Origin of the sequence: Herbaspirillum camelliae (genome assembly GCF_001929405.1) — a bacterium.
GTDB classification, from domain to species: Bacteria; Pseudomonadota; Gammaproteobacteria; order Burkholderiales; family Burkholderiaceae_D; genus Herbaspirillum; species Herbaspirillum seropedicae.
Genome location: NZ_KV880769.1, coordinates 1,177,304 through 1,190,094, shown reverse-complemented (window position 1 = coordinate 1,190,094; position 12,791 = coordinate 1,177,304). Strand labels below are relative to the sequence as shown.

At 60.2% G+C, this 12,791-nt stretch carries 13 protein-coding genes; 10 read left to right on the top strand and 3 right to left on the bottom strand.

Annotated elements, in window-relative coordinates; all coding sequences use genetic code 11:
- Nucleotides 1-30 precede the first annotated feature (30 nt).
- Nucleotides 31-321 carry a DUF4148 domain-containing protein gene (locus tag BGK68_RS05450; RefSeq protein ID WP_075256230.1) on the bottom strand — a complete coding sequence of 97 codons (291 nt, stop codon included), beginning with the start codon at nucleotides 319-321 and terminating at the stop codon, nucleotides 31-33.
- A gap of 202 nt (nucleotides 322-523) precedes the next feature.
- Here BGK68_RS05450 and BGK68_RS05445 point away from each other — a divergent pair, with 202 nt between their 5' ends.
- Nucleotides 524-1,222 carry a heavy metal response regulator transcription factor gene (locus tag BGK68_RS05445; RefSeq protein ID WP_075256229.1) on the top strand — a complete coding sequence of 233 codons (699 nt, stop codon included), beginning with the start codon at nucleotides 524-526 and terminating at the stop codon, nucleotides 1,220-1,222.
- On the top strand, nucleotides 1,219-2,622 hold the full coding sequence (locus BGK68_RS05440; RefSeq protein WP_075256228.1) for a heavy metal sensor histidine kinase: 1,404 nt from the start codon (nucleotides 1,219-1,221) through the stop codon (nucleotides 2,620-2,622). The genes BGK68_RS05445 and BGK68_RS05440 overlap by 4 nt, the downstream gene beginning before the upstream one ends.
- Nucleotides 2,623-2,668: 46 nt before the next feature.
- On the opposite strand, the gene BGK68_RS05435 is transcribed toward BGK68_RS05440, so the two are convergent.
- Entirely contained in the window at nucleotides 2,669-2,938 is a 270-nt protein-coding gene (locus BGK68_RS05435) for a helix-turn-helix domain-containing protein (RefSeq protein WP_013232102.1), read from the bottom strand.
- A 263-nt stretch (nucleotides 2,939-3,201) separates the two neighbouring features.
- On the opposite strand from BGK68_RS05435, the gene BGK68_RS05430 reads away from it, so the two are divergent.
- On the top strand, nucleotides 3,202-4,479 hold the full coding sequence (locus BGK68_RS05430; RefSeq protein ID WP_075256227.1) for a DUF445 domain-containing protein: 1,278 nt from the start codon (nucleotides 3,202-3,204) through the stop codon (nucleotides 4,477-4,479).
- Between the two features lie 19 nt (nucleotides 4,480-4,498).
- Here BGK68_RS05430 and BGK68_RS05425 read toward each other — a convergent pair whose 3' ends face one another.
- Nucleotides 4,499-6,142 carry an acyl-CoA synthetase gene (locus BGK68_RS05425; protein ID WP_075259690.1) on the bottom strand — a complete coding sequence of 548 codons (1,644 nt, stop codon included), beginning with the start codon at nucleotides 6,140-6,142 and terminating at the stop codon, nucleotides 4,499-4,501.
- 287 nt (nucleotides 6,143-6,429) lie between these two features.
- On the opposite strand from BGK68_RS05425, the gene trbB reads away from it, so the two are divergent.
- The 7 genes from trbB to BGK68_RS05390 are packed head-to-tail and all read left to right on the top strand — an operon-like array spanning nucleotide 6,430 to nucleotide 12,787.
- Nucleotides 6,430-7,392 (top strand): P-type conjugative transfer ATPase TrbB, encoded by a 963-nt coding sequence (gene trbB, locus BGK68_RS05420; protein ID WP_075256226.1) that lies wholly within the window; start codon nucleotides 6,430-6,432, stop codon nucleotides 7,390-7,392.
- A 14-nt stretch (nucleotides 7,393-7,406) separates the two neighbouring features.
- Nucleotides 7,407-7,817 (top strand): conjugal transfer system pilin TrbC, encoded by a 411-nt coding sequence (trbC, locus tag BGK68_RS05415; RefSeq protein WP_075256225.1) that lies wholly within the window; start codon nucleotides 7,407-7,409, stop codon nucleotides 7,815-7,817.
- A 3-nt stretch (nucleotides 7,818-7,820) separates the two neighbouring features.
- Nucleotides 7,821-8,132 (top strand): conjugal transfer protein TrbD, encoded by a 312-nt coding sequence (locus BGK68_RS05410; RefSeq protein WP_075256224.1) that lies wholly within the window; start codon nucleotides 7,821-7,823, stop codon nucleotides 8,130-8,132.
- On the top strand, nucleotides 8,129-10,687 hold the full coding sequence (locus BGK68_RS05405; protein WP_075256223.1) for a VirB4 family type IV secretion/conjugal transfer ATPase: 2,559 nt from the start codon (nucleotides 8,129-8,131) through the stop codon (nucleotides 10,685-10,687). The genes BGK68_RS05410 and BGK68_RS05405 overlap by 4 nt, the downstream gene beginning before the upstream one ends.
- Nucleotides 10,684-11,415 (top strand): conjugal transfer protein TrbF, encoded by a 732-nt coding sequence (locus BGK68_RS05400; RefSeq protein WP_075256222.1) that lies wholly within the window; start codon nucleotides 10,684-10,686, stop codon nucleotides 11,413-11,415. The genes BGK68_RS05405 and BGK68_RS05400 overlap by 4 nt, the downstream gene beginning before the upstream one ends.
- 17 nt (nucleotides 11,416-11,432) lie before the next feature.
- Nucleotides 11,433-12,329: a P-type conjugative transfer protein TrbG gene (gene trbG / locus BGK68_RS05395; RefSeq protein WP_075259689.1), complete on the top strand. Its 897-nt coding sequence runs from the start codon at nucleotides 11,433-11,435 to the stop codon at nucleotides 12,327-12,329.
- A 2-nt stretch (nucleotides 12,330-12,331) separates the two neighbouring features.
- Nucleotides 12,332-12,787, top strand: a complete 456-nt coding sequence (locus tag BGK68_RS05390; protein WP_075256221.1) for a conjugal transfer protein TrbH — start codon at nucleotides 12,332-12,334, stop codon at nucleotides 12,785-12,787.
- Nucleotides 12,788-12,791: the final 4 nt, after the last annotated feature.

Below are 12,791 nucleotides of genomic sequence, written 5' to 3'. Positions count from 1 at the left end.
GCGCCGGCTTATGCGTCGCTTATGTGGTGCTTATGCGCCGTTGTACAGCGAAGCGTCAGCGGCCTGGCCTTGGGTGGTGCTGCCTTTCATCGAGGGCTTGGCGGCCTGGGCCGGCATCGGCACGCCCTCGCGCGCGGCTTGCAGTTCGGCCATGACGTCGGCGCGGGTCTTGCTGCTCTTGAAGGTGACCACCGGATAGTTGCTCTCGGCGGTCAGGTTGGCCTTGTCGCGGGCGGCGTCGGTGCTGACGGTGGATTGGGCGAAGGCCGACATCGAGCAGACAGAGACCAGGCCGGCGAGGATGAGGTGGGAAGTTTTCATGAGAGGCTCCTAGAGGGGATGTGCAAAAAACGTCAGCCGCGCTGCGCGGCCGTCCTGTCGATCCCGTCGCTGCGGCGGGTATCGTTGGAAGCCATTCTAGGGAGCCGCTGCGCACAGAAAGATTGCCCAGTCATTACAGATTTGTAATGAATCCGGCGCGGTGCTGGTTCAGAATACCGGCTTATCCGTCAGGAATCCGATCATGCATATCTTGTTGGCAGAGGACGAACCCAAGTCTGGCGACTACCTGCGCCGTGGCTTGACCGAGTCCGGCTTTGTGGTGGACTGGGTGCAGACCGGCGTCGATGGCCTGCACAATGCACGCACGCTGGATTACAAGCTCATCATCCTGGATGTGATGCTGCCTGGCATGAATGGCTGGGACATCCTGCGCGAACTGCGCCGTACGCATGACACGCCCGTGCTGTTCCTGACCGCGCGCGACGAGGTGGAAGACCGCGTCAAGGGCCTGGAACTGGGTGCGGACGATTACCTGGTCAAGCCCTTCGCTTACACCGAACTGCTGGCGCGCGTGCGCACCCTGTTGCGCCGTGGTCCCAGCCGCGAAGTCGATCTGATCGAATACGACGATGTGGTGCTCGATGTCCTGCGCCGCAAAGTGACCCGTGCAGGGCAGCGCATCGACCTCACCGCCAAGGAATTCGCGCTGCTGCACATGTTGATCCGCCGTCCCGGCGAAGTGCTCTCGCGTCCGCAGATCGCCTCCCAGGTCTGGGACATGAACTTCGACAGCGACACCAACGTGGTCGACGTCGCCGTGCGCCGCCTGCGCGCCAAGCTCGATGAGGGTTTCGAGAAGAAGCTGCTGCATACGGTCTGGGGTATGGGCTACGTGTTCGAAGTGCGCGAGGTGCGTGAGGTGGGCGAGGGGCGCCCATGAGGCGTTTCGCGCCGGCTTCGCTGAGCCTGCGGCTGGTGGTGCTGTTCGGTATGCTGGCGATGGTCATCCTGGCGGCGCTGGGGACTTACCTGTCGCATTCGCTGCACGTGCAGCTGGAGCGCCGCGATGACGAGGAGCTGGCCGGCAAGTGCCGCTCCATCAATCACCTGGTGGAACATGCGGCGTCGCTGGAGGATATCCTGGCGCGTCGCCATCTGGTGCTGGACACCCTCACTGGCCATGACCAACTGCTGGTGCGCATTGCCCGCGCCGATGGCAGCACCCTCCTGGAAAGCCACGACCCGACCCGTACGCCGCCCGGCATCGATCTCTCGCAGGTAGACATTCGCGCCTGGGACAGCATCCAGTCCTGGAAGCTGGGGGATCTGCGCGCCCGCTATGTCGCCAGCAAGCCCGTGACACGCTCGGGCGAGCAAGCCGTCGTGCTGGTCGTGCGCACGGCCTCGGATCGCATGCTGTTGCTGGCGGATTACCGGTCGGATGTCTGGTGGGCCGCTGGCGTGGGCGCGCTCCTGGCCATCCTGATGAGCTACTTCCTGGTGCGCAGCGGCCTGCGGCCCTTGCGGACCATGGCCGCGCAGACGCGGGCGGTGTCCGCCAGCCGTCTCGATACCCGCCTGGACCTGCAGGCCGCGCCGCGCGAGCTGCATGAGATCGTCGAATCCTTCAACGAGATGCTGGATCGTCTGCATCGCAGCTTCCAGCAACTGAGCCAGTTTTCCGCTGACCTCGCCCATGACGTGCGCACCCCCCTCAACAACCTGATGGTGCAGACCCAGGTGGCGCTGGGCAAGCCCCGTGGCATCGATGAGTACCAGGCCCTGCTCAGCTCCAATATCGAAGAGTATGAAAGACTGTCGCGGATGATGGAGAGCATGCTCTTCCTGGCGCGCGCAGAGAACGCCCACGTGGTACTGCAGTGGCAGGAACTGGATGTGGCGCAGGAATTGACCCGCATTGCGGATTATTTTGAAGGGATTGCCGACGAGGCCCATGTGCGGCTGGCCGTGCGCGGCGCCGGACGTCTGCGCGCTGACGCCACGCTGTTGCGCCGCGCGGTGGGCAACCTGGTGGCCAACGCCATCCGCTATACCCCCGCAGATGGCGTGATCACCGTGCAGGCCGAAGCGGCCGGGGATGGCATGGAGATCAGCGTTGCCAATCCAGGCCCGGGTATTCCTGCCGAACAGCTGGAACGCCTGTTCGACCGCTTCTATCGCGCCGATCCCTCGCGCAGCAGTGCGGGCGGTTCCAGCGGGCTGGGTTTGGCCATCGTGCGTTCGATCATGATGCTGCACGGTGGGCAAGCTTCGGTGACCAGCTCGCCCGGCCAGCTGACGGTGTTCAGCCTGCGATTCCCAGGTCGCAGTGCGGTGTAGACGTCAGCGTAGGCCCGCATCAGCGCTGCCGGCGGGTGGTGCAATATCAATCGGACGCCCGGTGCTCTTCCTTGGGCAGCGCCAGCAGTGTGTGTCGCAGAAGGTCAGGCAATTCCATTTCCAGTGCCTCTGCCAGAGCTTCCATGTTGTCCACGGAGATGTTTCTTTCCCCGCGTTCAACTTCGCTCAGGTAGGTGCGACTGATGTCTGCCCGGAAGGCAAGCTCTTCTTGCGACATCTCTTTAAGCCGGCGAACTCTGCGAACGTTTTGTCCAAAGATGAGCCGGGCGCTCGGTGGAGTCTCTGTGGTTTTCATGAGCGCAAGGATCAGGCGGCTAGTAACGACGGTCGATTAGCTACAATTACTAAGGCACCTACTATCGGTGACATGATAGTTATACTCGCGAATCTCTCTGTATTTAATCGAAATTTATCGAGAATAACTTCAGTCTTTGAGCGAGTCATTTATCGAAATATTTTCAGTATGTGCTCGATAAATTTGGGAAATTCCACCGAGATTGAATCGGTAGTTCTCGTAGAGCGAGTGAAATTTTTGTTTCTGATTCTTTTCTGATTCTCATGGACAAGCAAGACGCACTTCGTCGGACCAAGAGGCTCGCATTCAGCTGTCTGCTCGCGGCAGCCGCCCTCTTCATCGTCGCCTCGCTGGCCCCGCCGTCCTGGTGGAGCGGGTTGCTGCGCGCCATGGCTGAGGCCGCCATGGTGGGGGCGCTGGCGGACTGGTTCGCTGTGAGTGCATTGTTCCGTCGCATTCCCCTGCCCTTGCTGTCGCGCCATACCGACATCATTGCTCGCAACAAGGAGCGTATCGCCGACAACCTCGCCCTCTTCGTGGAAGAAAAATTCCTCAGCCCGCAGTCGCTGGTCACGCTGATACGCCGGCATGATCCGGCGCAGCACCTGGCCCGATGGATGGCGCTGCCGGACAACGCCGCACGCCTGGGCGGCTACATGGCGCGCGCGGTGGGCGGCGTGCTCATGCTCACCGACGATCGTCGCATCCAGTCTTTTCTGCGCCAGGGCTTGCATGCGGCGGTAGGCAAGCTGGACCTGTCGCATTCCCTGGCCGCCGTGCTCGATACGCTGACCCTGGACGGCCGGCACCAGCAACTGCTCGACCGCGCCATCATCGAACTGGCCGCCTTGCTGAACCGTGAGCAGACCCGGATTTTTATCGCCGAGCGTATGGTGGATTGGTTGCGCCAGGAATATCCCAAGATCGAGAAGATCCTTCCCTTGCAGTGGATAGGCGAGAAATCCGCGCAGACCCTGGCCGACATCCTCGACAAGCTGCTGACCGGCATCGCCGAGGACCCCCAGCATTCACTGCGCCGCGCCTTCGACGAGCAGGTCGCGCGATTCATCGTCCGCCTCAAGGAAGACCCTGCCCTGCGCGAGCGTGCCGAAACGTTCAAGCGCGAGTTGCTGGAAGGCGAAGCGGTCCATGCCTACGTGGGCGGGCTGTGGGACAGTCTGCGGCAATGGCTGCGCGCCGACCTGGAGCGTAGCGACTCGGTCTTGCGTCGCCACGCCCAAGACGCCACCCAATGGATAGGCCAGGCGCTGCAGGACGACGCCGCGTTGCGGGCCTCGCTCAACACCCATCTCGAGCACGCCGTCGCCAGCTTGAGTCCCGAGCTGGCGCAGCTGCTCTCGCGTCACATCAGTGACACCATCCGCCAATGGGACACGGTCGAGCTGTCGCGCCAGGTCGAACTCAATATCGGCCGCGACCTGCAGTTCATCCGCATCAATGGCACCCTCGTGGGCGCACTGATCGGCGCCGTGCTGTTTGGCCTCTCAGCGCTGATGCAATGGCTGGTGCACGGCGCTTGAACACGTCTGCACTGGCGGCCTACTGATCCATCTCCTTGAGGGTCTTGCGCATGATCTTGCCGGTCGCCGTGGTGGGCAAGGCCTCCACGAAACTGATCAGACGCGGATACTCGTGCGCCGCCAGTTGCGACCGTACGTGCTGCTGCAACTCGGCCGTCATGGTCTCGTCTGGCGTGATGCCATCCTTGAGCGCCACGAAGGCCTTCACCACTTCGGTCCGCAAGGCGTCCTTGACGCCCACCACCGCGGCGATGCGCACGGCCGGATGGCGCATCAGGCATTCCTCGATGGGGGCCGGGCCGATGCGGTAGCCGGCGCTGGTGATGACGTCGTCGTTGCGGCCCAGGTAGCGGATATAGCCTTGTTCGTCCATGCTGCCCAGGTCACCCGTGAGCAGGAAGTCGCCGGCGAATTTCTCGCGCGTGGCTTCCTCGTTGCGCCAGTAGCGCAGGAACATCACCGGATCAGGAGCGCGGATGGCGATATTGCCGACCGCGCCGTGCGGCAGCACCTGGCTTTGCTCATCGACGATCTGCACCACATGGCCCGGCACAGCGCGCCCCATGCTGCCGGAGACCGATGGATAGCAATGCGAGGAAGACGAGACCACCAGGTTGCATTCGGTCTGGCCGTAGAATTCGTTGATGGTGACGCCCAGTGCTTCTCGCCCCCAGGCGATCAGGTCATCGCCCAGCGTCTCGCCACCGCTGGCCACGCTGCGCAGCGAGAAGTCCCCCTGCGCGCGCGCAGGGTTGGCGCTGCGCAGCATCTTCAGCGCCGTCGGTGGGAAGAATACGTTGCGGATCTGATGCCGCGCCAGCAGTCCGAATACCTCCGCGGCATCGAATTTTTCCAGACGCCGCGCTACCACGGCCACGCCGTGATACAGCGACGGCAGCAGCACATCGAGCAAGCCGCCGATCCAGGCCCAGTCGGCGGGCGTCCAGAAGCGGTCGCCCTCTTGCGGGAAGCTGTCGTGCGACACCTCCACACCCGGCAGATGGCCCAGCAGCACGCGGTGTGCATGCAGCGCGCCCTTGGCCTTGCCGGTGGTGCCGGAGGTGTAGATGATCATGGCAGGATCATCGGCTAGCGTCAGCACGGGTTCCAGCTCGGCAGGGGCGGCCTGCAGGCGGTCCCAGAAGTCGGTGGTCTGCGGCAGCACCAGGTCCGATGATTCCACGCAGAACACCAGCTTGAGCGCCGGCAGTTCCCCCGCCAGCGTGGCCTTTTCCATCCCGCTGGCATCGGTCACCAACGCGACCGCGCCGCTGTTGTCGAGCCGGTAGGCGATGGCGTCCGGCCCGAACAGGTAGAACAGCGGCACCGTGATGGCGCCCAGCTTGTAGGCGGCGAGATGGGTGATGACCGTTTCGATGCGTTGCGACAGGTAGATGCCGATCCGGTCACCGCGCTCGACGCCAGCTGCACGCAGGGCATTGGCGAATTTGTCGCTGAGGATCTTGAGCTGGTCGTAGCTGTAGGTCGTGACGCTGCCATCGGCGTCTTCGCAGATGATGGCCGTGCGCCCGCTGCCATCGGCCCAGCGGTCGCAGGCGGCCTGGGCGATGTTGAAGTGGGTGGGGATGTCCCATGGATAGGGCGCCGGCTGTGTCGGGTGGTAATGCGCGGCCGTGATCGGGCTGCGTGATGGCGTGGGCATGCTCACGTGCTGGTCTCCTGTGAATGTTCTGGTGGCGGTGCCTGCAGGGGGGATCGCTTGTGTGCATATCATAGCCTCCTTGGCGTCCAGAGCGGCGCGCGGGGGCAGCTATAACGCTGACGTCCGTTCAGCCCGGTTCGCCGCTGGAAATTGCAACCATGCCGGCCTCCATCTTTCTCGTCGTCATTTTTGGAGCCGCGCGCAGCATATTGTTGCTTGTGTTGATGGGGCGTGAGGTCCTCTATATCGTCTGACCGCTTGAGAGCGATATCAGAACAGGATGCCGAATGACCGATCAACATGCCGAACTCAATACCGTCAGGGAGAGAGCGAAGAGAAAGCTGGAGCGCGACATGGGGCCGCGCTTACTGGCTCACCTCAATGACTCCCGCACCGTTGAGATCATGCTCAATGCCGATGGCAGGTTGTGGCTCGAGCGGCTGGGTGAACCCATGTCGTGCATTGGCTCGATGAGAACTGCCCAGGCCCAGGCCATCATCGAAACCATAGCTGGTTTCCATGGCAAGGAAGTTACCCGCAGTCGCCCCATTCTGGAAGGTGAGCTTCCGCTCGATGGCAGTCGCTTCGCTGGTCAGCTTCCCCCCGTCGTTCCCGCACCGACCTTCGCTATCCGGAAAAAGGCCGTGGCGATCTTCACGCTCGATCAATACGTGGAACGCGGGATCATGACAGCCGCGCAACGCGACGTATTGGTAGCGGCCGTGCGCGCGCACCGCAACGTCCTGGTGATCGGCGGAACCGGTTCCGGCAAGACTACGCTGGTCAATGCCATCATCAACGAGATGGTGATCCAGGATCCGAGCGAGCGCGTTTTCATCATCGAAGACACCGGCGAGATTCAGTGTGCCGCGCAGAACTATGTCCAATATCACACCAGCGCCGAGGTGAGCATGACGGCGCTACTCAAGGTGACTCTGCGTATGCGTCCTGACCGTATTCTGGTAGGCGAGGTGCGCGGTCCGGAGGCGTTGGACCTGCTGATGGCCTGGAATACCGGGCACGAAGGAGGCGCGGCCACCTTGCACGCCAATAATGCCAAAGCCGGTCTGGACAGGCTGGCGATGCTCGTGAGCATGCATCCCGATTCGCCCAAGCCGATCGAACCCCTCATTGGCGACGCCGTTCATGTGGTGGTCCATATCGCCAGAGTCGACGGCGCACGCCGCATCCAGAGCATCCTCCAGGTCAACGGATTTGCCAACGGCCATTACATCACCGAAACACTCTAACTAGGAACCTTGTCATGCATACACGCTATTCCATCCACAACCTCATTTTCATGCTGGGCCTGATCGCATTGGCCGCGCTGCTGATCACGCCTGAAACGGCAATGGCTGCTGAAGGCGTCGGGGGCAAGTTACCGTATGAAGACTGGCTCACTAACCTGCGCAACTCTATCACCGGCCCGGTTGCTTTCTCCCTTTCCATCATCGGTATCGTGGTGGCTGGCGGTGTTCTCATCTTTGGCGGCGAACTCAATGGCTTCTTCAGGACGCTGATTTTCATCGTGCTGGTCATGGCGTTGCTGGTCGGTGCGCAGAACATGATGGGAACCTTCTTTGGACGAGGTGCTGAGATTGTGGCACTGGACAGTAACCCGGTTGCCGCCACTCATCCTGCAGCTGAGCGGGCCTTCACCGCGATTGCAAGGTGAACCGTGAGCCTGCGAGTGATACCCATCCACCGCGCTGGAAATAGAGAAAACCTGTTCATGGGAGGTGACCGTGAATTGGTGATGTTTACCGGGCTGATCGCCGGCGCACTGGTGTTTAGCGCTCAGGAACTCAGAGCCACCGTGTTTGGCATCAGCTTATGGTTCGCTGCGCTGTTCATCCTCAGGCTTATGGCCAAGGCCGATCCCAAGATGCGCCATGTCTATCTTCGCCAGCGCCGCTATCGCTCCTATTATCCGGCGCGTAGCACGCCGTTTCGTGAAAACACATCGAGCCAGACGAGGCTATACCAATGATTGAGGCTGCCGCATTTGCTGTTGCAGGACTGGGCGCGGTACTGCTGCTGATGCTCTTTGCGCGGCTGCGTGCATTTGATGCAGAGCTCCAGCTCAAGAAACATCGCTCGAAAGATGCGGCTTTGGCGGATGAACTCAACTACGCCGCTGTCGTTGACAATGGTGTAGTCGTCTGCAAAAACGGCGCCTTCATGGCCGCCTGGCTCTACAAGGGCGACGACGACGCCAGCAGCACGGAAGAGCAGCGCGAAATGGTCTCATTCCGGATCAATCAGGCGCTTGCCGGCCTGGGTAATGGTTGGATGCTGCATGTCGATGCCGATCGCCGTCACGCACCGAACTATTCCAGTCGAGGTACCTCGTCGTTCCCCGATGCCATATCCCTTGGCATCGATGAAGAACGTCGTCGGCTCTTCGAGAGTCTCGGGGCAATGTTCGAAGGTTGCTTCGTGCTCACTGTTACTTGGTTTCCTCCTGTGCTGGCGCAGCGCAAGTTCGTCGAGCTGATGTTTGACGACGATGCCGTGACACCCGACAAAACGGCCCGGACTATGGATCTTATCGGGCAATTCAAGAGGGAGATCGCCAGCCTCGAGGGGCGCCTCACAGCGGCGCTCAAGCTGACCCGGCTGCGCGCGCAGAAGATTATCACTGAAGAAGGAAGAGAAGTAACGCACGACCATTTTCTGGCTTGGTTGCAGTTCTGTGTGACCGGTGTGCGTCATCCAGTCCTCTTGCCCAGCCATCCCATGTATCTCGATGCCCTTATCGGCGGGCAGGAAATGTGGACTGGCGTGGTACCGAAAATTGGTCGCAAGTTCATCCAGGTCGTGGCCATCGAAGGATTTCCGCTGGAATCCACGCCGGGCATTCTCACGGCCCTGACCGAGCTGCCTTGCGAATATCGCTGGTCCAGTCGCTTCATCTTCATGGATCAGCATGAGGCGCTTAACCAGATGGATAAGTACCGGAAGAAGTGGAAGCAGAAGGTACGAGGTTTCTTCGATCAGGTGTTCAATACCAATACGGGGTCGATCAACCAGGACGCCGCCAGCATGGTGTCTGACGCCGAAGCGGCTATCGCCGAGATTAGCAGCGGCCTGATAGCTGCTGGCTACTACACCAGCGTGGTCGTGTTGATGGATGAGAACCGGGAGCGACTGGCTGCTTCTGCGCTACTGGTGGAAAAAGCCATCAATCGCCATGGCTTTGCAGCACGGGTCGAGACGATCAACACGATGGATGCCTATAAAGGCAGTCTCCCGGGGCACGGCGTGGAGAACGTCCGACGGCCGCTCATCAATACGATGAACCTGGCGGACATGCTCCCTACCAGCTCAATCTGGACGGGTAGCGCAACAGCTCCCTGCCCCATGTCTCCCCCATTGGCGCCTGCGCTCATGCATTGCGTGACCGTGGGGGCGACACCCTTCCGTCTCAATCTGCATGTAAGGGATCTGGGACATACCTTCATGTTTGGGCCTACCGGCGCGGGTAAATCGACGCACCTGGCCATTCTTGCCGCCCAGTTCAGGCGCTATGCCGGTATGTCGATCTATGCCTTCGACAAAGGGATGTCCTTGTATCCACTGTCCGCCGGCATACGGGCTGCCACAAAAGGGCAAAGCGGTCTCCATTTCACCGTCGCCTCTGACGACGATCGGCTCGCTTTCTGTCCACTCCAGTTCCTGGGAACCAAGGGCGATAGAGCCTGGGCAATGGAATGGATCGATACCATCCTGGCCCTGAACGGGGTTGTCACTACCCCAGGGCAGCGCAATGAGATCGGCCACGCCATCATGAGCATGCACGCCAGCAATGCGAGAACGCTCTCCGAATTCTCGGTGACGATTCAGGACGGCGCGATTCGTGAGGCCATCAAGCAATACACCGTCGATGGTTCGATGGGACATCTTCTGGATGCCGAACAGGATGGTCTGGCACTGTCAGATTTCACGGTCTTCGAGATCGAGGAATTGATGAACCTGGGCGAGAAGTTTGCGCTGCCCGTGTTGCTTTACCTTTTCCGTCGAATCGAGTGCGCGCTCAAGGGACAGCCAGCTGTCATCATTCTGGACGAAGCCTGGTTGATGCTGGGACATCCGGCGTTCCGCGCGAAGATCAGAGAATGGCTCAAGGTGCTGCGCAAAGCCAACTGCCTGGTACTGATGGCGACCCAAAGCCTCTCTGATGCAGCCAACTCAGGCATCCTGGATGTGATTGTGGAGTCCACCGCATCCAAGATATTCCTGCCTAACATCTACGCACGCGACGACGACACAGCGGCGCTCTATCGGCGCATGGGTCTGAACTCCCGCCAAATCGAAATCCTTGCCTCGGCAGTGCCGAAGCGGCAGTACTACTACGTCTCAGAAAACGGCCGCCGCCTCTACGACCTCGCTCTTGGCCCACTGGCGCTGGCATTTGTCGGCGCCTCCGACAAGGAGTCCGTAGCGGCCATCAAGAGCCTTGAAATCAAGTTCGGCGCGGACTGGGTGAATCAGTGGCTGGCCGAGCGAGGACTCAATCTCAATGACTATCTGGAGGGAGCGTGAACATTTCCGAAAGAATCAAGAACCTGGTCGTCAAGAAATCTCATGCCATTGAGAAGTCGGACTCGGAGAATCCTTATCTCGCCGCACGCCGTACCTGGAATGAGCATGTCGGATCGCTCGTCTCACAGCGTCAGACGTGGCAGCTGATCGGCATCCTGTCGATGCTCATCGCCTTGGCGGGAGTAGGCGGAGTGATCCATATCGGCAGCCAGTCCAGGTTTGTTCCCTATGTGATCGAAGTCGATAAGCTGGGAAACACCATGGCAGCCGGGCCGGTCCAGTCGGCCTCCAAGGCTGATCCGCGCGTCATTCATGCTGCTGTCACCGATTGGATGAGCTGCGCTCGCATGGTCTCTCCCGATGTTGCGGTCCAGCGCAATTGTGTATTCAAGGTCTACTCGATGCTGGCGCCAAATGATGCCGCAACGGTAAAGATGAACGAATGGCTCAACGGAACTGCGGAGTCCAACCCGTTTAAGCGCGCCGAAACCGAAATGGTGAGTATCGAGATCAAGAGCGCGATTCCTCAGACGCCTGATACCTGGCAAGTCGAGTGGAACGAGGTCACTCGAGATCGCCAGGGCACGATCTCCGGTGAGCCTGTTGTATGGCGTGCGCTGGTAACTACCTATATTGCGGAAGTTCTCCCTGGCACGACGGAAGAGCAATTGCGCAGCAACCCGATGAGTATTTATGTCCGCGATTTCTCTTGGTCGCGTGTCCGCTGATTCGAAAGTCAACCATCATGGCAAAAACACAACAAGCTTTTCTGATCTGCACTGCTCTTATGGCCGTCGTGCCAGCGTACGGCGCGACCGATGACATTGCGGACAGATATTTCAGCAAAGCCAATCCTTCGCTGACAGCTCAGGAGCGCGCGGGACTGGCCATTGCCAAGCGGTGGACGGCAGACTCGGTGACCGGCGTCAGACCGGTTGCTGGTGCTCATGGCGCAGTTCAGTTTGTCTATGGCGCACAGCAGCCCAGCATCGTGTGTGCAGTCCTGCAGGTATGCGACGTGGCCTTGCAGGCGGGCGAACAGGTCAACTCCATCAATCTCGGCGATACAGCTCGCTGGACGGTGGAGCCAGCGATCACCGGGAGCGGCGCGACTGAGGTCCAGCATCTGATCATCAAACCCATGGATGTAGGTCTGGATACCAGTCTCATCGTTACCACCAACCGTCGCAGCTACCACTTGCGTTTGCGCTCGCATCGTACCGATTACATGCCAGTCGTTTCGTTTAGTTATCCGGAAGAGACTCAAGCAAAGTGGGAAGCGATACGTAGGCGGGAGAAAGAGGAACGCATCGAAAAGACCATTGCCCCCACCGGCGAATATCTGGGAGATTTGTCGTTTGACTACGAATTGGAAGGTTCTGCTAACTGGAAGCCGGTGCGTGTGTATAACGACGGGCGCAAAAGCATCATTGAGATGCCCGCAGCAATGCAGCAAACGGAGGCTCCCACGCTTCTTGTGATCCGTAAGGATGCGGGAATCTTCAGCGAAGAAGAAACTGTCATGGTGAACTACCGCGTCCACGGAAGCCGATACATAGTGGACACCGTGTTTGACCGCGCGATCCTGATCTCAGGGGTGGGTGGCAGTCAAGATCGTGTGACCATCACCAGGAGGAAATGATCATGAACAGGATCTTCCTCATGCTGTTGCTATCCCTCGCCACGCTCACTAGCGCTTGCACGACAAGGCAATACGGTAATTTTCTTGCACCGGCTCCTTTCGATCAGGGCAAGTTAGCGGAAGATGTCGTGCGACAACTCATCGTGCTCTATGCGCCGGCGCACACGCGCATTGATATGCAACAGGCCACACCCGATCCATTCGGACAGGCCTTGGTCAAGGCTTTACGCGCTGACGGCTACGCTGTATCCGAGTATGCACCCCCGGATACGGCTACCGCGAGAAAGCCGTCTTCGACCGACGCTCTTCCGTTGCGCTACGTACTTGACCGCGCGGGCGACATGGGAGGGAACCTCTATCACGTCAGCTTGCAAATTGGCAATCAAACCGTGGCCCGGCCTTATCTCGTGCAAGACGGTGTAATCAGCCCGGCTGGATACTGGGTACGCAAGGAGTGATGCC